General features: G+C 63.9%; 16 protein-coding genes and 3 pseudogenes. 7 read left to right on the top strand and 12 right to left on the bottom strand.

Translation table 11 applies throughout. The features are described 5' to 3' along the window. Positions 1-175: 175 nt before the first annotated feature. The 3 genes and pseudogenes from C6Y44_RS28230 to C6Y44_RS26320 form a co-directional block, all read left to right on the top strand. Positions 176-426 (top strand): annotated as a pseudogene (locus C6Y44_RS28230) (alpha/beta fold hydrolase); the annotation flags it as partial. 165 nt (positions 427-591) lie between these two features. Next, entirely contained in the window at positions 592-1566 is a 975-nt protein-coding gene (locus tag C6Y44_RS26325; RefSeq protein WP_192379106.1) for an ERCC4 domain-containing protein, read from the top strand. Further along, positions 1563-1805 carry a hypothetical protein gene (locus C6Y44_RS26320; RefSeq protein ID WP_192378932.1) on the top strand — a complete coding sequence of 81 codons (243 nt, stop codon included), beginning with the start codon at positions 1563-1565 and terminating at the stop codon, positions 1803-1805. Before C6Y44_RS26325 ends, C6Y44_RS26320 begins: the two co-directional genes overlap by 4 nt. Before the next feature lie 54 nt (positions 1806-1859). On the opposite strand, the pseudogene C6Y44_RS26315 reads toward C6Y44_RS26320, so the two are convergent. Together C6Y44_RS26315 and C6Y44_RS26310 are read right to left on the bottom strand one after the other, a co-directional pair. Then, positions 1860-2048, bottom strand: a pseudogene (locus C6Y44_RS26315) (acyl-CoA dehydrogenase); the annotation flags it as partial. Positions 2049-2261: 213 nt separating this feature from the next. Further along, the gene (locus C6Y44_RS26310; RefSeq protein WP_192378931.1) at positions 2262-3437 is read right to left on the bottom strand and encodes an ATP-binding protein; all 1176 of its coding nucleotides are present in this window, start codon (positions 3435-3437) and stop codon (positions 2262-2264) included. 282 nt (positions 3438-3719) lie between these two features. On the opposite strand from C6Y44_RS26310, the gene C6Y44_RS26305 reads away from it, so the two are divergent. Then, positions 3720-4670 (top strand): phosphatidylserine/phosphatidylglycerophosphate/cardiolipin synthase family protein, encoded by a 951-nt coding sequence (locus C6Y44_RS26305; RefSeq protein WP_192378930.1) that lies wholly within the window; start codon positions 3720-3722, stop codon positions 4668-4670. Between the two features lie 201 nt (positions 4671-4871). Here C6Y44_RS26305 and C6Y44_RS26300 read toward each other — a convergent pair. From C6Y44_RS26300 to C6Y44_RS26260, 9 genes and pseudogenes are all read right to left on the bottom strand, one after another. Further along, a pseudogene (locus C6Y44_RS26300) lies at positions 4872-5649 on the bottom strand (VOC family protein). A gap of 239 nt (positions 5650-5888) precedes the next feature. Then, on the bottom strand, positions 5889-7064 hold the full coding sequence (locus tag C6Y44_RS26295) for a zinc-dependent alcohol dehydrogenase (RefSeq protein ID WP_192378929.1): 1176 nt from the start codon (positions 7062-7064) through the stop codon (positions 5889-5891). Positions 7065-7660: 596 nt separating this feature from the next. Then, positions 7661-9049 carry an NAD-dependent succinate-semialdehyde dehydrogenase gene (locus tag C6Y44_RS26290; protein WP_159419409.1) on the bottom strand — a complete coding sequence of 463 codons (1389 nt, stop codon included), beginning with the start codon at positions 9047-9049 and terminating at the stop codon, positions 7661-7663. Between the two features lie 67 nt (positions 9050-9116). Further along, complete coding sequence (locus tag C6Y44_RS26285; protein ID WP_120285082.1) at positions 9117-9689, bottom strand: helix-turn-helix domain-containing protein; 573 nt, start codon at positions 9687-9689, stop codon at positions 9117-9119. An 85-nt stretch (positions 9690-9774) separates the two neighbouring features. Beyond that, a complete protein-coding gene (locus tag C6Y44_RS26280) occupies positions 9775-10758 on the bottom strand; it encodes an ABC transporter permease (RefSeq protein WP_120285080.1) in 984 nt (327 codons plus the stop codon). Beyond that, positions 10755-12293, bottom strand: a complete 1539-nt coding sequence (locus tag C6Y44_RS26275) for a sugar ABC transporter ATP-binding protein (protein ID WP_120285078.1) — start codon at positions 12291-12293, stop codon at positions 10755-10757. The genes C6Y44_RS26280 and C6Y44_RS26275 overlap by 4 nt, the downstream gene beginning before the upstream one ends. After that, the gene (locus C6Y44_RS26270; RefSeq protein WP_145709060.1) at positions 12290-13936 is read right to left on the bottom strand and encodes an amidohydrolase; all 1647 of its coding nucleotides are present in this window, start codon (positions 13934-13936) and stop codon (positions 12290-12292) included. Before C6Y44_RS26270 ends, C6Y44_RS26275 begins: the two co-directional genes overlap by 4 nt. Next, positions 13933-15105 (bottom strand): TMAO reductase system periplasmic protein TorT, encoded by a 1173-nt coding sequence (gene torT / locus C6Y44_RS26265; protein WP_225623863.1) that lies wholly within the window; start codon positions 15103-15105, stop codon positions 13933-13935. Before torT ends, C6Y44_RS26270 begins: the two co-directional genes overlap by 4 nt. A gap of 88 nt (positions 15106-15193) precedes the next feature. Continuing rightward, positions 15194-16330, bottom strand: coding sequence for an FAD-dependent monooxygenase (locus C6Y44_RS26260; protein ID WP_120285074.1), 1137 nt, complete (start codon positions 16328-16330; stop codon positions 15194-15196). Positions 16331-17984: 1654 nt separating this feature from the next. On the opposite strand from C6Y44_RS26260, the gene C6Y44_RS26255 reads away from it, so the two are divergent. The 3 genes from C6Y44_RS26255 (at position 17985) to C6Y44_RS26245 (ending at position 21473) form a co-directional block, all read left to right on the top strand. Beyond that, a complete protein-coding gene (locus C6Y44_RS26255) occupies positions 17985-19175 on the top strand; it encodes an IS110 family RNA-guided transposase (RefSeq protein WP_192378928.1) in 1191 nt (396 codons plus the stop codon). Between the two features lie 26 nt (positions 19176-19201). Beyond that, on the top strand, positions 19202-19705 hold the full coding sequence (locus C6Y44_RS26250) for an ANTAR domain-containing protein (protein WP_192378927.1): 504 nt from the start codon (positions 19202-19204) through the stop codon (positions 19703-19705). Positions 19706-20207: 502 nt separating this feature from the next. Next, positions 20208-21473 (top strand): IS256 family transposase, encoded by a 1266-nt coding sequence (locus tag C6Y44_RS26245; protein ID WP_192378926.1) that lies wholly within the window; start codon positions 20208-20210, stop codon positions 21471-21473. Between the two features lie 158 nt (positions 21474-21631). Here C6Y44_RS26245 and C6Y44_RS26240 read toward each other — a convergent pair whose 3' ends face one another. Then, positions 21632-22252, bottom strand: coding sequence for a cysteine hydrolase family protein (locus C6Y44_RS26240; RefSeq protein WP_120285070.1), 621 nt, complete (start codon positions 22250-22252; stop codon positions 21632-21634). Positions 22253-22276: the final 24 nt, after the last annotated feature.

Genomic DNA, 22276 nt, shown 5'->3' with positions numbered 1-22276 from the left:
AGACGATCGAGCAGTTCCATACTGCGCCCGTCAGGTCCGTCCTCGGGGAACTGAGTCGTCTGCGGGCCCTCTCGACGAGCGTGCTGCGGACTCCGTCCAGGCTCAGTTCGACGACGAGGATCATTCCCACCGGCTCGCGCCAGAGATCACCACCGTGCGACGAGTCAACATGTCCGGCAGTGTCTTCGTCCTGGATGTCCCCGAGAATCTGAACGAACTTCCCCTGCCACCCTCCGACGCGCTCGGGGAAAGGGCGGCCTCGAGGGCCTGCGCACCGAGGCTCTCGAACGCTTCCGAGCCAAGGCCGTTCCAGAACCCGGTCCCGTGCTACGCCAGCACGCGACGCGCACCAACGATGCGCGCCTGGCGGTCCCGACCACTCTGGTACGCTGCTCGATCCCCAGCGCGCAGATAGTCGAGTCGGCTACTTCCCTGCGCAGAACAGGCAGAAGGTAGAAGCCATCCCGAACACCGATGTCTCCGGCTATCAGGATCACACGCAGATGCCGGTAAACAATGGCATCCGAGCACCGCGTCCGGGACACTGCCGGTGTGAACGACACACCGCACGCAGGACCAGCAGGGGCCGAGATGCTCATCGCACGCAATCCCGACCCGCAATCCCGCCTGCAATACCTCCTGCGGATCCCGATCGACCAAGGACTGGTGTTCCGCACCTCGGATGTATGGCCACGCACCAAAGCTCTGTTCTGCTATCCCGTCCCCAGCGAACACTGGCCCGAGCACCCCGACATCGTCGAACGAACCCCGATACGCTCATGCACACGACGCGGCGCAGCAATCGACCTGATCCTCGACCGAGGACGAGAAAACCGATCCCAGATCGTGTTCACCACCGCCCGCGGCCGCGACGCAGTGTTCTGGCAGTCACCCCGCACCCGCAAACAGGCCCGCCCGAACGTACGCACCCCCACCGCCCGCGCCGCCGGCCTGACCGATCTGACCATCGTGATCGACACCCACGAACGCTACCCCTACCGATTCACCGGCCAACAGGTCCACACCGTCTCCGCGGCCCTACCCTGCGGCGACTACGCACTGCGCGCCGGAGACCGACTCCTCGCCTCGGTCGAACGCAAATCGCTCCCCGACCTGGTATCCAGCCTGACCAACGGAAAACTACGGTTCGCGCTCGCCGAACTCGCCGCACTCCCCCGCGCGGCAGTGGTGATCGAAGACCGTTATTCGGCGGTGTTCAAACTCGAGCGGGTCCGCCCGGCAGTTGTCGCCGACGCACTGGCCGAACTGCAGATCCGCTATCCGACCGTGCCGATCGTGTTCTGCGAGAACAGAAAACTCGCCGAAGAATGGACCTACCGCTATCTCGCCGCGGCCCGACACTGGTGCGACATCGACGACACCGACCACCACCCCACCCCCTCCCCGCCGACCCAAGCACCCACCGCCGTGTCGGACACGACCCGCACCGGACCATCGAGCGCCGACGTACGGGCCTGGGCCCGCGCAACCGGACTCGACGTCCCCGCCCGAGGACGACTGCACCCCCGCATCTGGGACGCCTGGCATACCGCCCACCCCGAATGACCCTGCCGCACGAAACGCCCCCCGCCCGACACATCCCATCGTGGCTTCGAACCACGGTCGAGCAGCCGCTCAATTCGTCGAACGCGTCCGCACTGTGCACGACCGTCGGTATCGACGACGCCACCGGCCACGGGCAAGGACATATCGGCTTGGTCTGCGATCTCCTCATCGATGCTGGCCACTGGATCGGTATCGACATCGCCCAAGCCCTCAACCACGACGGCACCACTCGCGAATAGACATGGCCCACAGCGCACGCGATGACCTCACCCTTGCGTCCTCCAACGCTATGGCAGCAGAGCGCGCTCGGACTTGCGACGCCCGTCGGCCGAATCCGAGTCGACGAACTTCGGGATCTCGCCGGCGACGCGGGCGAGTGCCCCACCGCGGTCGCAGGCGATCTTCCGGAAGAAGTCCTGCGCCTGGACGGCCGTGGTGCTCTCGTACCGCGAATCGATCTTCGAGCCGCGGATGCACTGCTCGACGTTCCCGGCGGTGAGCGCGTCCCTCGATCCGATGGACTTCTCGGTCGTCCACGCGGTAACCCGGCGGCTCACGCGCGTGAAGACGTCGTTCGTCTTTGCCGACGGTCGTGCACTTCATGGCTGCTCCTACCGTTCGCTGTGCTGGTGTGAAGACACAACTTTCACAACGAACAACGGTGGGTGTCCCAGGTCTACAACCGGGTGCACAGGTCAGACAGTAGGTTGGCGCCGAATGAAATCCGCCATGCCGGGCACGGTGAACGCGATCCGACCGTGCTCGGGCGCCCAAATCAGGCCCTTCTTGATCGCGGATTCACGGACGTCGCTGACACCGCTGGTGCTCACCCCCATCAGCTCGGCCACCTTGCCCGACCGAGGTGCATCTTCACCGGTGGCAGCGAGGGCCGTCAGATAGCGGCGTTCCCTGTCCGTCGCCCGATTCCACCGGGAAGGAAAGAAACCTTCATCGAGGTGGCGCCGCCCGACCTCGACGGCAAGCTCTGCATCTTCTGTTTGGAACGGTGCCTCCGGTGCAAGATTCCAGATGGCCTTGCCAAACTCCTGCAGGAAATACGGGTAGCCGCCGCTGGCGGTGACGAGCACGTCGAGCGCGTCGTCAGTGAAGTCACCTCCGTGTTGACGAACCGGGATCCGCAGCGCATCGGCGGCCGCGCCTCTGTCGAGGGGACCGACCGTGCTGTAAAGGAACTGACGTTCGGCGTAGGAACGGTTCTCGGCCAGGATGGCAGGCAGGTTGGGAAGACCGGCGCCGATGAGGAAAAACGGCCACTCGCGCTGGCTGGCCCGGTGCTGGACGGTCAACAGCGCCGAGAGCAGGTCCGTGTCGAGGTCTTGCATTTCGTCGATGAACAGACCGAAGGCGCTGCCCCGCGGTTTAAGTGCGGAGGTGATCGCTTCGACGAGTTCCTCGATGTCGAGGTCGATGTCGCCGCTCGAGGCGGCGGGTTGAGAGGTGCCGACGTTGACGGTGGCCGGCCCGAGACCGATTTCGACGGAGAATCCGCGGGCCAACTCGATCAGGGGGTCGATGAGCTTCTGAATTTTGTGCTTGCGGCTGTACCGGCGCAAGCCGACAGTCAGTTCCTGACCCAGTTTGGCGCGCACAGCGGCGGTACCGGCAACGTTGGCTCGTGCTTCGATACCGATAGTCAGCCAACCCTGCCGATCGGCGTGTTCAGCGAGAGTGTTCAACAAGGTCGTCTTACCGACTCCACGCAGGCCGGACAGGACCATACCCCGGTCGTAGTTGCGTCGTTTGCTTCGCGCGACGAGCAAGTCGAACGCCTCGATCTGCTTGTCCCGACCTTCCAACGCGGGAGGCCGCAACCCTGATCCGGGCTTGAACGGGTTCAGTTCCAGATCCATATGGAAGAGTATAGACGGATATGGAAATTTTCCCATATTATCCCATATAGTCCCCGAAGTGTCCCGATTTGTGGCCTTACATCACCTCGGCACTCTCCTGGACGGCGCAGATCACCTCACAGAACTACGCAATCTCGCGCAGCAGCATGTCGAAGTCGTCGAGGGTCTCGGAGAACCCGGTCCGTTCAGAATCGTCGTCGGTGGGTAGCCCGACACGATAGGCGGCCGCGGTGCTCGTCATCTACCCCGTGCACCGCATCATCCTTCGCTACCGTGCCGACCATGGGCACGACCCTGCACGCACCCCACCCCTGGCCGCACATCACCGCCACCCTCCGCGGCCCAGGCCCCCACCGCGTCGCCATCGCCTACCTCGACCCCACCGCCCCCGACCTGCTACCCCTGCGCGCCGGAGACCAACTCATCGTCAACGCAGCCCGGCCCGCGGTACGCGCACACGCCACCTCCCCCACCGCCCTCGCCCACTTCCTCGACGCCGGAGTGCGCGTGCTGTCGACCCCGAACCTGCACACCGGACTGATCATCACCGGCGAGAAGGTGATCGTCGGACCTGCCAGCGCCTCGATCAGCTCCACCATGGCCGACGAAACCGCGCTGATCACCGACGACCCCGACGTCATCGCCACCGCACATGCCTTCCTCGACAACCTCGAGGACACTGTCGTGGTCGACAAGGCGTTCCTCGACAGTGCCACCGCGATCTGGCAGATCGGCCGGGTCGTGCCCCTGGTCGGGATCGGCAGCCGCACCCGCACCGGCCACGATTTCCTCCCCACCCCCATACGCCGGATGTTCCTGCGGCATGCCAGCGACTACATCCCCACCAAGGACGACCAAACACGCTGGACTACAACCACTTCCGACTGGATCGGGCCGGACCCGCGCCACCACACCACATGGATCCGCCAGAACACTCCCGACCCAGATCGCCGCACCCGCCTGCAACCCGGCGACATCATCCTCCGCATCAGCGACGACAACACCGAGCTGCATCCGCCGGCCGTCGTCGACACCGGCCCGCACCGCATCCCCCACACCCGCTCTGCCGTGGCGTACCGCTTGCGCGTCCGCACCGACCTCGACCCCATCCCAGTGGCCACCGCCGCGCGCAGTCTCATCGAGCACGGCCACCCGAACCCGCGCCTGCATAGCGATCACCGCGTCATCTCGCCCAGTCTGCGCGCGGCACTGCTGAGGTTGTGGAGGCTGTAACCCCTCGACTCCCCGCACACCCTGCCACCACGCTGACGAACAACCCGAGGGCGGATCCGCTCAACGCAAAACCGGAAGGAAGCGACGCTCGCAAGGAGCGGCGCTGCCGCCCTCTTTGAAGCACCCCGGGCTGGCGGGCCGCGATCACCCTCGGCGCACCGAGCACACACCAGCTGCGGGCAGATAGCCCGATGGGAGCGTCTATCCCTGTACACCCCGCAGCGGGGAACCGACCGTGAACTTCGCACCGAACGGATCGGTGACCTCCGCAGTCCGCCCGTACGGCATGTCCGTCGGATCGTCCGCGGTACCCCCGCCGGCGCGGGCAGCGGCGACGACCACGTCGGCATCGACGACCTGGAAGAGCGTGCCCCAGGAGGACGACGAGGCGGACGGGTCACCCATGATGCCGCCGATCTCGTGCCCATCCGGTCTGCGCAGAAAGGTGAAGTCCACGCCGGGCAGCTCGTCGTTCCCGTCCAGGGTGAAGTCGAACACCGCAGCGTAGAACTCCCGCGCCGGGACGGGATCCGGGGTCACCAAGTCGTTGCGTAACAACGTGTTCGGCTCGTTCACCAGCTCGCAACCGACGTGTGCCCGTCCCTGCCACAGGCCGAACTGCGCACCGGCCGGATCCCGCACCATCGCCATCCCGACCCTGGTCGGCGATGTCCATCGGCTCCACCAGCAGCGTGCCGCCCGCAGCGACGGACCGAGCGACCGTCGCATCGACATCGTCGGTCGCCAGGTAGACGTTCCACCAGAACTCGGTCGCGTTCTCGTCGAGATTCGGCATCAGCGCAGCGACCTTCTTGCCGCCGAGCAGACACATCGTGTATCTGCCGTACTCCTCGGGACCGACGTCGAACTCCCAACCGAAGACCGACCCGTAGAAGGCCATCGCCCGGTCGAGATCCGGGATGCCCAGGTCGATCCAGGTGGGAGTGCCGAGAGGTTGATTCGCCGTGACCGCGCTCATCGCTGCTCCTCTGCCCGGTGGATACCGACTCGACGCTAGCCTGCGGCACCGACAACCGACCGCAGAGCCACGGGATTCACTGTCGCGCTCCGCGAACCGACGGTACCGCCCGCTCGGTCCGCATTTCACCACAAGCTCACCACTGGATGGCGCACTGCGCCCATGACCGCCGGTCCACGGTCGAAGCATGACCATCCGAGTCCGATCCCACAGGGTCGAGCCGCGCCGCCCGGCCTGGGTTACGGCTTGAGGACCACCTTGATGCAGCCATCTTCCTTCTTCTGGAACTTCTCGTACATTGCCGGCGCCTCATCCAGCGGCGCAGTGTGCGTCTTGAGGTCGAGCACGCCCAGCGGATCCGAGGGATCGTCAACCAGCGGCAGCAAATCCTCGGTCCACCGCCGCACATTGCACTGACCCATACGCAGCTGCAGCTGCTTGTCGAACATCGTCATCATCGGCAGCGGATCCTTCATGCCGCCGTAGACACCGCTGATCGAAATCGTCCCGCCGCGCCGCACGGCATCGATCGCGGTGTACAGCGCATCGAGCCGATCCACCCCGGCCATCTCCATCGCCTTACGCCCCAGCGGGGACGGCAGCGCACCCACCACCTGGTGGGTCGCCCACGCGATGGGGGAACTATGGGCTTCCATCCCGACCGCATCGACCACAGCATTCGGGCCACGGCCGCCGGTGAGATCCTTCAACCGCTCGGCCACCTCGCCCGTGGAGTCCAACGTGTGGATGCCATGGCGTTCGGCCATGGTCCGACGCTCGGGAACCGGGTCCACCGCGAACACCTCGTAGCCCAGATGGCGGCCGATCCGGGCAGACATCTGCCCGACCGGTCCCAGGCCCAGCACCGCCAGCGATCCGCCCTGCGGCGGCGCGGCGTACTGCACCGCCTGCCAGGCGGTCGGCAGCACATCCGAAAGGTAGAGGTAGCGTTCGTCCTCCCCGATCTGCGGCACCTTGATCGGTCCGTAGTCCGCATGCGGCACACGCAGATACTCGGCCTGCCCGCCGGGCACCGAGCCATACAGGCGGGAGTAACCAAGGAACTGGGCATTGTTGTTGTACTCGCGCACCTGGGTGATCTCGCACTGGGACTGCAGACCCTGGGTGCACATCAAGCAGTGGCCGCAGGACACGTTGAAGGGGATCACCACTCGGTCCCCGGCCTTGATGTGGGTGACGGCCGAACCCACCTCCTCCACGATGCCCATCGGCTCATGACCGATGATGTCACCCTTGTCCATGAACGGAGTGAGCACTTCGTACAGGTGCAGATCCGAGCCGCAAATGGCGCTGGAGGTGATCCGCACGATCGCGTCCGTAGGCTCCTGGATCTTCGGGTCCGGGACATTCTCCACGCTCACCGCGCGTCTTCCCTGCCATGTCAGAGCCTTCATGGTCCTCCTTCACAGGGCTGCCGCCCCACCGGAACGACAGCACGTTGATCCGATCGAGTTCCCACGACCCGACGAGCCGAAACGGACGTCGGCCGGGGTTGTCACGGTCTCGCGCAGGGGTGTGCGCAGCACCTACTGGTGACGATCGGTCCCGTCGCCGACCGGGTCTGGGGCGCCGACCGAGACGGGCCGATCTGTGCCCACCTTCGACGTGGCTGATACGACGAGTCGGGACCGATCAGGCCGGAAACACATCGCAGAGCCATCATCGACAACGCCTCCACTTTCATGCGGTGGCCGCATCCCCGGGCTATGAACGACTCTGACGGTGAAAACGAAATCCAGGCGGACCGGCCGGCATGGACCGTGAGCAGATCACCCATCACTGCCACCGAGAGCTCGAAGAGGTGGCAACGAGCTCACCTGCAACTGATACCCGTGAGGCAAAGGCTAGGGCAAGGTCACCGTGCACTTGCAGACCAAAGGTGCACGGCGACCTGGCCTAGGCGATCAGCATGTTCACGAGATTGCGGACATGACCCGCACGGCCGAAGGACGAGGACAGCGTGATGAGCGGACGTCCGAAGCTCTCGTTGTCACTGTGGCCAGTCGACGCTGAGGTACTGGGTCTCCTGGAAAGCTCGAATTCCGTCGCGCGCCCCTTCGCGTCCCAACCCGCTCTGCTTGACGCCACCGAACGGCGCCGATGGATCGGACACGACACCTCGGTTGATCCCGACCATCCCGGCCTCGAGCTGTTCCGCGAGCCTGATCGAGTACGCCAGGTCACCGGCGAAGACGTAGGCGGCCAGCCCGTGCTCGGTAGCATTCGCCAGCTCGACGACTTCTTCCTCATTCCTCCAGACCACGATCGGCGCCACCGGACCGAACAGTTCCTCCTGGAGAAGAGCGGCGCCGGGGTCGACATCAACCAGGACGGTCGGGGCGACAAAGTGGCCAGGAAGATCGGGCAGCTGCGCCTGGCAGGTCACACGAGCACCGTCGGCCACCGCCGAGGCGATGAGCTTGTTCAAGCGGTCACGCTCGCGTTCGTTGATCATCGGGCCGATGTCGGCACCGGAATGTGCGGCCGCGACCTCGAGCCGACAGACCTGCTCGCTCAGCTTCTCCGTGAAGCGCTCGACGATGTCTTCGTGCACCAGGATGCGGTTCGCTGCGGTGCACGCTTGGCCCCCGTTGCGGAACTTGGCCACCATCGTGCCGGCGACCGCTCGGTCGAGGTCGGCATCTGCCGCCACAATGACAGGCGCGTTGCCGCCCAGTTCCATCGAGCAGTTCACGACACGATCCGCGGCGCTCCGCAACAGGAGGCGGCCGACCCGGGTAGACCCGGTGAACGACAGTTTGCGGACACGCTCATCACCGAGCCATGCATCGACGACCGGGCCCGGATCAGACGTCGTGACCACCGTCAGCAGGTCGTCCGGGGCGCCGGCATCCGACAGCAGATCCGCGATAGCCAGAGCGGTCAGTGGGGTTTCGGCGGCAGGCTTGAGAACTGCCGAACAGCCCGCAGCGAGTGCAGGTGCCACCTTGCGCGTCACCATCGCAGCCGGAAAGTTCCATGGCGTCACGAGGGCTGCTACCCCTACCGGTCTGTGGGTGACGATCGTTCTACTGGTTCCACCGGGAGCCGTGCCGTAGCTGCCTTCGGGCCGGACAGCCTCTTCGGCATACCAGCGGAAAAATTCGGCTGCGTAGCGAACCTCGGCGGCAGCGTCGGTGAGCGATTTGCCGTTCTCACGGGTGATGAGTTCGGCGAGTGTCTCGGACTGTTCGAGCATCAGCTCGTAGGTCCGCATCAGGATGTCCGCGCGCTCCTGGGGCGCACGGCGCGCCCACGGGACGAGCGCGAGATGGGCACGCTCGACAGCATGTCGAGCATCGTCCGGGCCCATGTCCGGGATCTGTGCGAGGGTTTCCAGCGAGGCTGGATCCTCGACGATGAAGGTGTGGTCGGGCACAGGTTCCTCCTCGGAACATGCAGAACAATCGTGACAGAGTGGCGACGAGAAGAATGAGCCGGCTTGTTCAGACTTTGGCTGAAATCCACAGCCAGCGAACAGCAATCGAACCTGGGTTGCGATAAGAATGCGGGATGCGAGGATCGACGAGCAATGACTCGCCCTGTTTCAGAAGGCGCGTCATCTCCCCCGACCTGAACTCGAGCTCTCCGTCGAGGACGAGGATCAGTTCTTCTTCCTCATCGTGCTTGTACGGGGCGACGCGGGACTGGTCTCCGGGCTCGAGGATCGCCTCGAGGACCTGGATCGTCTTCGCGTCGGCAGGGGTGATGAAGCGATCCCGGTACATTCCGGAGGGGTGCACAGCATGCCGATGAGGGCCGTTACCGGGCTTTTCATCCGACGGGCCGGCTTCAGGGATTGTCGAGTCGGCCATCAGCGCCGACATCGGGAGGTTGAGGGCCCCGGCGATCCGGAGCAACGATGCCAAGGAGGGGTTCGATCGGCCTCGTTCGAGCATGGACAGATATCCGATCGACAATCCGGTCTGCTCGGACAACTGCTGAAGGGTCATTCCGCGCTTCTTGCGCGCACTTCGCACCTCGGCGCCGATCTGTTCGGGGCCGTCGAGCTTGCTCACTAGTTCCTCAGAAGTCGGTGATCGGTTGACATGTCCACCCGCACTTTACCCATGCATCGGCGCTGTAAGCGGTGAGCCATGTACCTCACGTGGCCTCCCTCAATCGCTCGAGCCCCACCGCGCAGATCAACACGGCACCGATCACAAGCTGTTGGACATAACTGGAAACGTGAAGGAGGTTCATGCCGTTACTGAGCACCCCCAGAAACAGCACCCCTACGACAACCCGCCAGACCTTCCCTTCGCCTCCGAACAGAGAGGTTCCACCCAGCACAGCTGCAGCGATCGACAACATGACATAGCTTCCTCCGAGGGACGCTTCACCGGAGCCGACGCGCGCGGTGAGAAGAACCCCCGCCAACGCTGCAAGTACCGAGCACAAGACGAATCCGATCAACATCGTGCGACGCACATCGATACCTGCTGCACGGGCCGCCTCGGCATTACCACCGATGGCATACATATCGCGGCCGATTCTGGAGCGTCCGAGCAGCAGTCCGATCACAGCTATCGTCGCCAAACCCAGGAGCACGGAAACGGGGATGCCCAGGATCCGTGAGGTGCCGAGGATGTCGGAGAAAGTGAGCGGAATCCCGGTGACCGGCGCGCCGTTCGAGATGATCAAGGCGAGTCCGGTCAGTACCGACGTGGTGCCGAGCGTAGCCATGAACGACGGAACCCTACCGAAGGCAACGATGGCACCATTGACGAGCCCGATCACCACTCCTGCTCCCAGTCCGACGAGGAGCCCGACAGGGACGCTGGCGGCGGGCACGACCTCACGAGTCGCAGTTGCTACCAGCACGCTGGTGGCCGCCACGGTTGCACCGACGGACAGATCGAGTTGCGCGTGGATCAGCACGATCATCTGCCCCAGAGTGATGAACAACAAAAACACGGACTGCCGAGCAACATTCACCAGATTGGAACCGTCCATGAACTGGGGTTCGAGTGCCGCGAAGACCACCACCATCACGATCAACATCGCGGGCAGTAGGTAATCGTTGAGTCGGCGCAGCATCAGTTGCGGTTCGGTACGGGCATCGTGCCCTACGGCTGCAGTGGTCATGAGACCGTTTCCTTTGTCCGGGAATGGGAATCGCACGTCGGTGTGGTGTGTGCCGGCAAGCCGAACATCGCACGTCCGACGCTGTCGGCGGTTATCTCTCGACCGCTGAGGTGGGCGGTGACACGCCCCTCGGCGATGACATAGATTCGGTCGCTCACCCCTACCAATTCGGTCAGGTCGGAAGAGATCACGATTACTCCACAGCCACTGTCGGTGTAGTCGCCGAGGAGCCGATAGACATCGGCCTTGGCGCCGACGTCGATTCCGACCGTGGGCTCGTCGAAGACATGGACATCAGCGTTGTGCAGCATGCCGCGGGCCAGAACTGCCTTCTGCTGGTTGCCTCCGGAATAGGAGCGGATCGGCCGTTCGAGATCGCGGGGGCGCATGTCGAGACTCGCCGCCACCTTCTCGCACAACGCGTGTTCCTGCTTGCCGCGAACCACACCGAATCCGGTGAGTCCTCCGGCTCTGTGGGCTCCCATCGTCATGGTTTCGCGCGCGGCGCGCATCGGAACGATGCCCTCACGTCGACGGTCCGCGGGATAGTAGACCAGTCCGTGACGAAGCATCTGCGATGGTCGTTTCGGGTGCACGGGAGAACCGGCCAGGGTCACGCCCTGAGCGGTAGACGGTTCCAGGCCGAACAGGGCCCTGCCGATGTCCGACTTCCCGCACCCGATGAGACCTGCGATGCCGACGACCTCTCCACGGCGCACCGTCACACTCACCTCCCGCAGCAAGGCGGTGTTGAGCTTCTCCACCCGGAGGACCTCCTCACCCGGGGTACGGGAGGTGTGCTGGTAGAGCGACTGAGCGGACCGTCCGGTCATACGCTCGACGAGATCGCTTTCTACGACCGGCCGGCAGGAGGTGTCGACGTATCTGCCGTCACGCAGCACGGTTACTCGGTCAGCGATCTCCACGATCTCGGCCATTCGGTGGCTGACGTAGAGCACTGCCACACCGCGTCCACGAAGTCCGTCGACGATTGTGAGCAGCTGCCGGCTTTCCTCGTGTCCCAACGATGCCGTCGGCTCGTCCAGGATCAGAACACGAGGCTCGTGTCGGAGCGAGCGTGCGATCTCGACGAGCTGCTGCTCGGAGCGCGTCAACGACCTCGCCGGACGATCGACGTCGAGATCGACACCCAACTGCGCCAACGCTCGAGAGGCTTCCCGGCGCATCTGTGCCGGCCGGACGAACATCCGTGAACCGGGCGCTTCCCCGAGGACGACGTTTTCCGCGACAGTCAGGGACGGGACGATGGTGAGCTCTTGGAAGACGGTCCGGATACCTGCGGCGCGAGCATCCTGTGGACTGGTGAAACGGACCTCCCGACCGTCGACCCGGACAGTGCCCGACGTGTGCTGGTGGATACCGGCAAGTACCTTGATCAATGTCGACTTGCCGGCACCGTTCTCCCCCATCAGCGCATGAACCTCGCCCGCTCGGATATCGAGCGAGACATCGGCGAGCGCTGTGACGGGGCCGAATTTCTTGCCCACCGAGTGCAGTGTGATCACAGAGTTCATACCGGCGCCGCCTCGTACTCGAGCACACCGTCGATCCAGACCTGTCGTACACCCACGTCACGGATCGTCTCGATGTCCACCGTGCGCGGGTCGCGGTCGAGAACGACCATGTCCGCCCGTGCTCCGATATCGATGGTGCCGACCTCGCCTGTCATCCCGAGTGCTTCGGCAGCGGCCAGGCTGTGGCAGCGCAGCGCCTCACCGACGGAGATCGCTTCGTGGGGTTCTACCGGGCGGTCCCAGTAACCGAGCCTGTCGACCGAAGCCGCGATGGTGGACAAGGGGTTGCTTGCCCCGATCTCGCCTCCAACGGCCACATCGGAACTGAAGGCGGGCCAGATACCTTCATCGAGGATTGTGCGCAGCGGCATGCGCCCCCGGGTCCCGGTCGCCGGGAACAGCATCGGCACGAAGTCCGCAATGAAGTTGCGCAGGAACCCGGGCTGCATCACCGGCAGGACCCCGGTGTCGCGCCATCGACGAATGGTGCTGGGGTCGTCCAACACGTTGCCGAGATGCTCGATACGTACGCCACCACGACGGACGCCACCGACCATCGCCACTGCATCGAGCGCTTCTTGCTGCGCACGTGTGCCGTTGGTGTGAATGGCCAGCTGCACGCCCGCAGCTTGCGTGTCCTCGACGGCCGCAACTAGGGCAGGACGCTCGAGGTTCAGCTTGCCTCGATAACCTGCGTACGGTGCGTGATCGGCCGAGTACGGAGCGTTGCTGGCTGCATTGCGCGCTGAATAACCGCCATCGGCGAATACCTTGGTGCCACAAGCGGTCAGACGAGCCGGGAGGATGGCTTCGCGTACCCAGGACAGCGCCCGCTCGTGAGGGGCGAAGGAGGGTGCCATCGCATAGAGCCCGAACCGCGCGGGGACGCTGCCATCCGTTGATGCGGCGCTGAGGGCATCGAGATAGTGCTCGGACTCGAGCATTTCCCCGATCGTTGTCACTCCGTATTTCAGGAACTCGGTGCGGTAGGTAGTGGCGAAGGCCTCGACCAGTTCATCGTGATCGGGTTCAGGAATTCCCAGATGGCGATCGATTTCGGCAACGAGGCCGGTTGGACGTCCCGATTTGTCGACATCGATGACCGGCCGTCCCCACAGCCCTTCGGTGCTGCCGATGAATCGTTCGACACGCACGCGTTCCAGGGCTGCGGTGTTCAGCACCGAAACATGGCCACCGCAATGAACCACGATGGGATGACGAGTGGAGACCCGATCGAGCTCTTCACGCGTCGGAAGCCGCCTTTCCGCCAGTTTCTGATCGAAGAACAAGTTCCCGTACCCCACGAGCCACGGCCCGCAGAACCGTTGCGCTCGGAGTCCGTCACGCAGAGCATCGAGAACGTCGGAGATCGTACGGACCAGCGGCACACGGCAGTCGATGGCAGTGGCCCGAGCCGCAGCGTATTGGGAGAAGTGCGTATGAGGATCGACAAAACCCGGAAGGAGTATGCCCTCTATCTCGGTGATGTCGGCACCGAGACCGACATGATGATGGAGCAAACTGTCGTCTCCGAGATCACTGATCCGACCGTCTCGGACCACGACAGTAGTCACGTCGGAGCGGTTGGACATGGTCAGGACCTGGCCGTGCAGAACCAGATCGGGGTAGGAATCTGTGGTCACTGTGTGCCCTCTACAGAGAAAGTGGGACGGAATTCGCTCGGCGCGAAGCTGCCCGCCAGATCGAAGCTGTCGATGTTGTCGAAGTCCCCTTCGGTCGGCCCGCAGGCCACCATGGGGACGGGAGCGTAGCGTTCGACATCACCGGCAGCGGGAACGTCTTCGAGAATCCGAACTGCGTAGTCGACCGCCATCTGCCCGATCAGTGTCGACTGTTCGGAAGGACCGCAATTGGCGCGCCCGGCGCCGATGAGGTCGACGAGTTCGGGTGTCACATACGTGCTGTAGATACCGAGCTTGCCGATGAGACCACGCTCTGCGGCAACTCGTGTCGCGGCCTCCGCCATGACCGCATTGCCCACCAGGGCATCGAGGTCTGGATTGGACGCCAGTACATCTTCTATCAGCCTCAGCTGGACTTCCTTGCCCGTATCTCCGTACTTGACGTCGGCGATGTTGACCTGTGACCCCTCGATCGCATTCGTGAAACCGGTGACCGATCGTTCGGCCCACCCGGCTCCTGCCGGGCCGGGCAGCAGCGCTACGCGTAAAGGCCTGTCCAGGTCGGCCAGATGCTCGCCGATCATCCGGCCCATGTCGATATAGTCCTGGAGCACATGACCGGCGACTTCCGGGCTGGAGACACCGTTGCCGACGTCGATCACAGGGATTCCGGCCAGGGTTGCATCATGGACGGCATTGTTGAGGGAATCGAAGCTCACGGCGCTCAGCAGAATTGCGTCCGCGCCGGATGACACGCAGTCTTCGATTTGGGAGATCTGTTGGGACAAATTGCCGTACCCACCCGCGTCGCTGGTCGACAGTGCCACTCCCAGCGACCTGGCCTGACTCACCTGGCCGTAGTTGACGCCGATCCAGGTCGAATCCTTCATGTGCGGCAATACCGAACACAGGCGCCACGGCCGGCTGACGTCGTCTCTCGAAAGAGAGGTGTACGTGCCTTCCGTGTTGGGGCCGATGCACCCGGACGACTCCACATCTGCTGCGCTGCAGTCGGTCAGAAGCGCGTCGACCGACCAAGGCCGGCCCGATGTGTCGGCACTGGGAATGCGGTCTGTCGCGCCCGTGTCGTGGGCGCAGGCAGACAAGACGAGGGCAGAGGCGAAGAGTAGAGCAGAAACTCCTGCATATCGCGGCGCTGAGGCGTGCATGTGCGCACCTACTTCCTTGTGTTGACGCCAGCATGCTCAGGTCGAGGATCGACAAACACCCGTAGAGTCGCTGGTCGCAGGCGGCAGTTCAGGGAGCTTTGACGAGTTCGCCCTCAGGGAAGATTTCCGAAGCGAAGTTGATGGCGGTTTGAGCCGACTTCGTACGGAGGAAACGTCGAACCACCGAGGATCGCACGCCGAGCAGCGGGTTCGGCCACTGCGTTCCGACCTGGCCGTAGATGCGCGAGTACTTCTGCACCCCATCGCTCATCTCACGCTGCTCACTTTCCCAGATGCGCAATGCGCGGTCGATCGAATGGCTTTGGCGCAACGCCAGAGCCAAAGCGACAGCATTGGTCATAGCGACACAGGCAGCTTGTCCAAGATTCGGCGACATGGCGTGGGCAGCGTCCCCAAGGAGCGCAGCGCGACCGGAGAACCAGCTCGAAACGTGCACGTCGTAGAACGGCGCCCACCGTCCTTCTCCGTTGGTAGGGATCCGCTCGAGCTGTGATCGGAAGTCGGGGAAACTCTCGATCCACGTTTCCGGGTCGAACGGCTGCTGCTGCCGCCCTTCGAGATCGTCTGCGGGACAGCACAAGAAGATATAGGTTTCGTCCGGAGAGCAAGGGACTACACCGATGCGGCGACCGCCGTTCCACTGTTCGATTGCACGCCGGACCGGGTCTTCGCTGGTCCGCGGGATGAGGTGGCGCCCACCCCCGTCATGGAGGTCGACCATCTTCGTCCGCAGCCCGAGAGATTCGCGCACACGCGAGTAGACGCCATCGGCACCGACGACGAGATCGGCCGGGTATCGGTTTCCGTCCGATCCGATGAGAACACCGCCGGTCTCAGCTCCGACAATCGGTGACTCGGTACGAATCTCCACTCCCAGGTCGGTCGCCGTATCGACCAGGCTCCGATGAAGATGCCGGCGACCGACCGTATACAGCCGCTTGCTGCGCAGCCACTCGGTCTGCAGTGTGCTGCCGTTGTGATCACGCAGGGTCGGCTCATCGAGGCGCTCGGCCCGGGCAGTCACGGCTTCGTAAGCTCCGATCGCCTCGAGGGCACGTAATCCGTTTTCCCACAGATAGATACCAGCACCGATTTCACGCAGTTCACTGCTTTTCTCGTGGACGCGTACCGTCCAACCGGTTCGTGCCAGAGCGGAGGCGAGGACAAGGCCGGATAGACCTGCCCCAGCGATTTCTGCATGCATCAATATCTCCTCACATAGCGCTGATCGATCGGCCGGAAAGACCGTCGGATGTTTTCCACCCCTCGGCGATGCGAGCGGCGGGAAGTCAGGGCGTCAAGTCTGGGACACCGTCGGCTGTGATGACGACCAGATCTTCACTGCCGATGAATTTATAGCGATCGACCGTTGAGATCAATGGTTTCTCAGCACTTATTTTTTCTGACAGTGAAAATTTTTGGTCCCGCAGGCCGTCGAGAAGCGGAACGACGACGCCACCCGTACGCCGCGGCCTCCGAAGGGACCCGGACTCACCCCACGATGGACGTCGGCTCCGCTCTGGCACGGCCGACCCACCGCGACCTTCCGAACGGCCGATGCCACCGATCGGATCCGCAACCGGGTACGCCTTCCCATAGAGCGCTTCACCTGCTTCCACCGTGACGGCACCGCTTGCACCAACCCGACTGAACACGTAAACGGTTGTGCGACCAGAGCGAATGCGCGGGTCTCGTGCGCCATGACCCCACCACAGCGTGGCATCGTGCAGAGCACTGCGCGGTACCGAACTCCACATCCACCCCACCATGGACACCGGTCTCGACCTGGGTGAACTAGTCGATGTCTGGATGACCTTGTGAGCGACCGCCGACGAGCGTCCCGGCAGACTACGTGTAGCCACCCCCAGGGGGAGATACTGGGTGTGGTCGTAGAGGCGAACGCCGTCGACAGGTTCGCCACTGCACCTGCGGGTTCATCAGCAGGGAGACGACACTGCGTGCGCCAGGGCGGACCTGGTGCTTGTTAGCTACGTGCGGATCGAATCTCCTCATGCCTGACGGCCACACAGCCTCGGCGCGCGGTATGGTCCTCGGTTGCCAGAACATGGGGATCGTCGAGATGGGCATAACGCTGGTCGGCGATTTCGGTGGGCGGCGCCCGAGGTGGGGCACCTTATAACGGCATCCTCCGCTTGCACTTACATGCCTCGGCTGGCGTGCGTCGCGACCGTTCGCCGTCGTTGTCCTGGTCAAGTGGCGGTATCTCACGTTGGTCGCGGGCGCGGATGACACGACCGAAGACAGCAGCGAAGGTCACCGATACGGCAAGCCACGCGACAATCAGCCAGAAACCCCAGTTCACATACCGGACACCGATCTCTGCGGCCCATTTGTTACCGACGAGTAGGCAATTCACCCGTGAAATCACCCGCTCGCATGCAACCCTCTATCTCGCGACCGACCCGAGCCGTGACCCGATGACCCGCTCTTGCCGGGCCACACCCGGCGCTCCCACTCCTTGCCCCTGCAGGAACGAGTGCGGCCGGCTACATGCACGATTCGCCACCCGAGACCTGGTCTACGCCACCGATACCATCGCTGAGCAGGTCGACGAACTCCAATTCACCCTGCGTGAAGGCCCCTGACTAATGGGAGGCACCAAGGCTGGCCGGTCAGGCAGACTTGGCACCTGGTAGCCGCTGGTGGATGAGCACTCTCCCCGACTGGACCGATTGGCCGAGTCCTGAGGTCAGACCGGGCCTCCACCAGCGTGCCAGGAGGTCTGCATCGCTGGTGGGATGTCGTGCCCGGCCGAGGCCGTGAGCACTCGACCATTAGTCCGCGAACGAACTTCCTGCAGGCTGCCGCCGGACGCTCGACGATCCAGGAGGTGCAGGTTGTTGTACATCGGAGACGACTGGGCCGAAGACCACCACGACGTGGAAGTCCAGGACGAACACGGCCGAGTCCTGCGACGCGAACGATTGCCGGAAGGGATAGCGGGGATCCGCGGATTCGGGGAACTCGCCGGACGGTTCGCCGACGACGACACCGAGTGTGCCGACGTGCTGGTGTGCATCGAAACCGACCGCGGACCCTGGGTACAAGCACTGCTGGCAGCCGGCTACACCGTGTTCAGTGTCGATCCGAAACAGGCTGCGCGACATCGGGAAATCCTCGGAAACTCCGGAGCCAAGAGCGACAAGGGAGACGCGCACGCCCTCGCCGACATGCTCCGCACCCGCCGGCATCAACTTCGTGAGGTTGCCGCGGACTCCGAGGTCGCGGAGGCAGTCAAGGTCGTCGCCCGCGCGCATCAGACGTTGATCTGGGAACGTACCCGCCACCTGCTGCGGCTGCGGGTGGCGTTGCGGGACTACTTCCCCGCCGCGCTCGAGGCCTACACACCGCTCGGACTTACCTCCACCACGGTGTTGGCCCTGCTGACCAAGGCTCCTGCCCCGGACGCGGCCGCCGCGCTCACCTTGCGGCAGATCACCGCCGCGTTGAAGGGCCGCCGTGACATCGAGACCAAAGCGGCGGCACTCCAGCAGGCGCTGCGCGCCGAGCACCTCGGTCAACCCGGTCCGGTGAGCGCGGCATATGCGGCAACGGTGCGGTCGCTCGTTGCGATTCTGACGACGTTGAACACCGAGATCGCGAACCTCGAGAAAGACGTGTCGACGCATTTTGGTGAGCACCCGGACGCTGGGATCCTGCTCAGCCAGCCCGGTCTCGGCGTCGTTCTCGGTGCCCGGGTGCTTGCCGAGTTCGGGGACGCCCCGGGCCGATACGCCAGCGCAAAGGCACGCAAGAATTACGCCGGGACCAGTCCGATCACCAGGCAGTCCGGCAAAACGCGAGTGGTCTCCGCCAGGCACGTACACAACGATCGGCTTGTCGATGCCCTGCACATGCAGGCTTCCTGCGCGATCCTGCACGATGAGCAGGTGCGTGTCTACTACGACCAACTCCGCGCCCGCAACGTCAGCCACAACGCCGCTCTGCGGCAGGTCGGCAATCGGCTCGTCGGCATCCTTCACGGCTGCCTCAAGACCCACACGCACTATGACCAGGCGACCGCCTAGTCACATCGTCAACCCATCATCGCTGCTTGACATCCGAGATCCAGGGATGTCTGACCGCATACCGCACATCCGTCCCCGAGATACACCCCGACCTCGCAGACCCCACCGCCACCCGCTGGCCGATGTTCACCTCCGAAGTACTCGACCTCGGCGTCCGCGACCTCTTCGCCTTCCCCCTCACGGTAGACAAGGCCGCCAATATCGGCGTCCTCGAGCTCTACCGAACCAGACCCGGCCCCCTCGAGACCCCGCACTACCGCATCGCCACCGATTACGCCGCCACCCTCGGCCTCACCCTCGTCGATGAACTCGACCCCACCCGTACCTCCTCTCCGATGCTGGACCCCGCACTGTTCCCCCGCGGCAACGTCCATATCGCCGCAGGAATGCTCGCTGTCCAACTCCAGATCTCCGCCGGCGACGCCCTCGCCCGATTACAAGCAATGGCATACACCCAACACCGCAGGATCACCCTCATCGCCCACGACATCATCACCCACCACCTCACACTCGACCCCGACAATCCATAGACAACACCGACAGGCCAACGCGCCGGACCGCATGCAGATGCCACAGCTGGGATCTTGAGACCAACGGCATTGCACATGGCGCCCTACGACGGACACTGCTCAACGGGCGACCGATCTCCGTGTAGGGCTATCGGCATCTCCGACCAGCGACCGCGACGGTGCAGACGCCTGCTGCCGCCGTTTCGCGTGCAGCTGCCAAGACCTTCGCGCAATGGCCGAGGAGAACGTCGATGCTTTCCGGTGATGTGCCGGCGGCACGGAAAGTGATCGGCGCACTCCTGCCAGCCCGACGGTATCGCGGTGTCAGCTCTATTTGGCGCGAGTGCATACCTCACAGAACACCCCACGGAGCCGCTCACCGGGACCGCACAAGCACATACCGTCGAAGTTCCTTCGGGCATGTGCCGGGCGAGGCGGGCGTCGCAAATGGTGGGACTGTCGGGATAACGGTTGATCTGGTTTTGGCCGACACGCCGAGCTTGCTTGGCGAGAAGGCACCATCATGACCGAAACACTCGATCCCATGGATCAGCAGAAGATCGATCCCCAACAGCTGGCGCAGCAACTGCTCGCCCAGTCCAAAGCCGACGGCGTCGAGCTGGTCGGCCCGAACGGACTGCTCAACCAACTCACCGCCACCGTGCTCGAAACCGCCCTCGAAGCGGAGATGGACGAGCACCTCGGCTACGAGAAAAACCAGGTAGAAGGACGTAACAGTGGGAATTCCCGCAACGGTCGGCGCACCAAGACCGTCCTGACCGAGATCGGCCCGGTGCAGATCCAGGTTCCGCGAGACACCGATGCCTCGTTCGATCCGCAGATCGTCAAGAAACGTCAGCGACGCCTGACCGGGGTCGACGAGATCATCTTGTCGCTGTCGGCGAAGGGTCTGACCACCGGTGAGATCGCCGCCCACTTCGACGACGTCTACGGCGCCACGGTGTCGAAGGAGACGATCAGCAAGATCACCGACAAGGTGCTCGCCGAAATGACGGAGTGGTCCGTCCGGCCGCTCGATCCGGTATATCCGGTGCTGTTCATCGACGCGATCCACGTCAAAATTCGCGACGGGCAGGTCACCAATCGGCCCGTCTACGTCGCGATCGGCGTGACCGTAGACGGGCATCGCGACATCCTGGGGTTGTGGGCCGGTGACGGCGGCGAGGGTGCAAAGTTCTGGCTCGCCGTCCTGACCGAGATCAAGAATCGCGGGACCGGTGACGTGTGCATCGTGGTGTGTGACGGACTCAAGGGCCTACCCGAGGCCATCACCACGGTGTGGGACCGCGCGATCGTCCAGACGTGTGTGATCCATTTGCTGCGCAACACCTTCCGCTATGCGTCACGTAGGTACTGGGATGAGATGAGCCGGGATCTGCGGCCGATCTATACCGCAGCCAACGAGGCCGCGGCCGGCGAGCGGTTCGACGAGTTCGCCGTCAAATGGGGCCCGCGCTACCCGGCGATCATCCGGCTGTGGCGCAGCGCCTGGAGCGAATTCGTGCCGTTCCTCGATTACGACCCCGAGATCAGACGCGTCATCTGCAGCACCAACGCGATCGAGAGCATCAACGCGCGGTACCGCCGGGCGACCCGGGCCCGCGGACATTTCCCCAACGAGCAAGCCGCGTTGAAGTGTCTGTATTTGGCGACCCGGGCGCTGGACCCGACCGGGAAGGGAAGAGCACGATGGGCGATGAGGTGGAAGCCGGCGTTGAACGCGTTCGCTATCACGTTCGAGGGTCGGATCACCCCGAGTGAGAACTAAACCGATGCGCCAGAACCGGATCCACCGATTACCTGACAGACCCCAAATGGTGGCCTTCACATACGAACTGCTGATGTAGACGGTTTTTTGGTCTGAGATCAGCAATGTGAGGGCGGATAGGCATCGACGCGCTGTGCCCGAGAACTGGGTGTCGGCGGTCAGACCGGGGTGCCGGTGATCGTCGTAGCCAAAGCAGCGCGGACTTCGTCAACTGTGCTGATCTCGGCCAGTAGCGCGAGGGAGTCGATGCTGGCTTGATGCGCTGCGAGATTGGTCGCAGAGCATGCATCCTCGACGATCACCACTCGGTATCCGAGATCGCCTGCGACCCTGGCTGTTCCCTCGACGGAGGCGTTTGTGGCCACACCGGCGAAGAGGAGGGTGGTGATGCCTTTGCTGCGTAAGATGGTGTCGAGGTCGGTACGGGCGAAGGCTCCGATGCGCTGGTGAGTGAGCACGATGTCCTCATCATGCGGCGTGAGGGGTTCGATGATCTCGGCGAGTTCGCTGCCTTCCTTGAGGCAACCGGATTGGGCGACGATGCCGAGTAGGGGCGAGTTGGCGTCGAGATCGGACAAGTCCGGCTTCCATGCGACCCGGGTGTAGACGATCGTGGTGTGGGCGGTACGGGCGGCGGTGATGAGCGTGGCTATGCGGTCGATGACCTTGCGCTCGGTCACCTGCTGGTAGAAGAAGTCGGCGAAGGCGCCGGTAGGTTCGACGACGTCGCCTTGACAGTGGACAGCCACGAGCGCAGTGGTACGCGGGTCGAGTTCCATCAGTATCTCCTGGGCAGAACGGGG

It is taken from the genome of Rhodococcus rhodochrous, from assembly GCF_014854695.1.
Taxonomy (GTDB): Bacteria; Actinomycetota; Actinomycetes; order Mycobacteriales; family Mycobacteriaceae; genus Rhodococcus.
Note: the sequence above shows the minus strand (reverse complement) of the source record. Positions and strands in the feature narration are given on the sequence as shown.

Coding starts and splice junctions, on each gene's coding strand:
- C6Y44_RS26325 (WP_192379106.1), top strand. CDS start 592: ATGCTCATCGCACGCAATCCCGACCCGCAATCCCGCCTGCAATACCTC.
- C6Y44_RS26320 (WP_192378932.1), top strand. CDS start 1,563: ATGACCCTGCCGCACGAAACGCCCCCCGCCCGACACATCCCATCGTGG.
- C6Y44_RS26310 (WP_192378931.1), bottom strand. CDS start 3,437: ATGGATCTGGAACTGAACCCGTTCAAGCCCGGATCAGGGTTGCGGCCT.
- C6Y44_RS26305 (WP_192378930.1), top strand. CDS start 3,720: ATGGGCACGACCCTGCACGCACCCCACCCCTGGCCGCACATCACCGCC.
- C6Y44_RS26295 (WP_192378929.1), bottom strand. CDS start 7,064: ATGAAGGCTCTGACATGGCAGGGAAGACGCGCGGTGAGCGTGGAGAAT.
- C6Y44_RS26280 (WP_120285080.1), bottom strand. CDS start 10,758: ATGACCACTGCAGCCGTAGGGCACGATGCCCGTACCGAACCGCAACTG.
- C6Y44_RS26275 (WP_120285078.1), bottom strand. CDS start 12,293: ATGAACTCTGTGATCACACTGCACTCGGTGGGCAAGAAATTCGGCCCC.
- torT (WP_225623863.1), bottom strand. CDS start 15,105: ATGCACGCCTCAGCGCCGCGATATGCAGGAGTTTCTGCTCTACTCTTC.
- C6Y44_RS26260 (WP_120285074.1), bottom strand. CDS start 16,330: ATGCATGCAGAAATCGCTGGGGCAGGTCTATCCGGCCTTGTCCTCGCC.
- C6Y44_RS26245 (WP_192378926.1), top strand. CDS start 20,208: ATGACCGAAACACTCGATCCCATGGATCAGCAGAAGATCGATCCCCAA.
- C6Y44_RS26240 (WP_120285070.1), bottom strand. CDS start 22,252: ATGGAACTCGACCCGCGTACCACTGCGCTCGTGGCTGTCCACTGTCAA.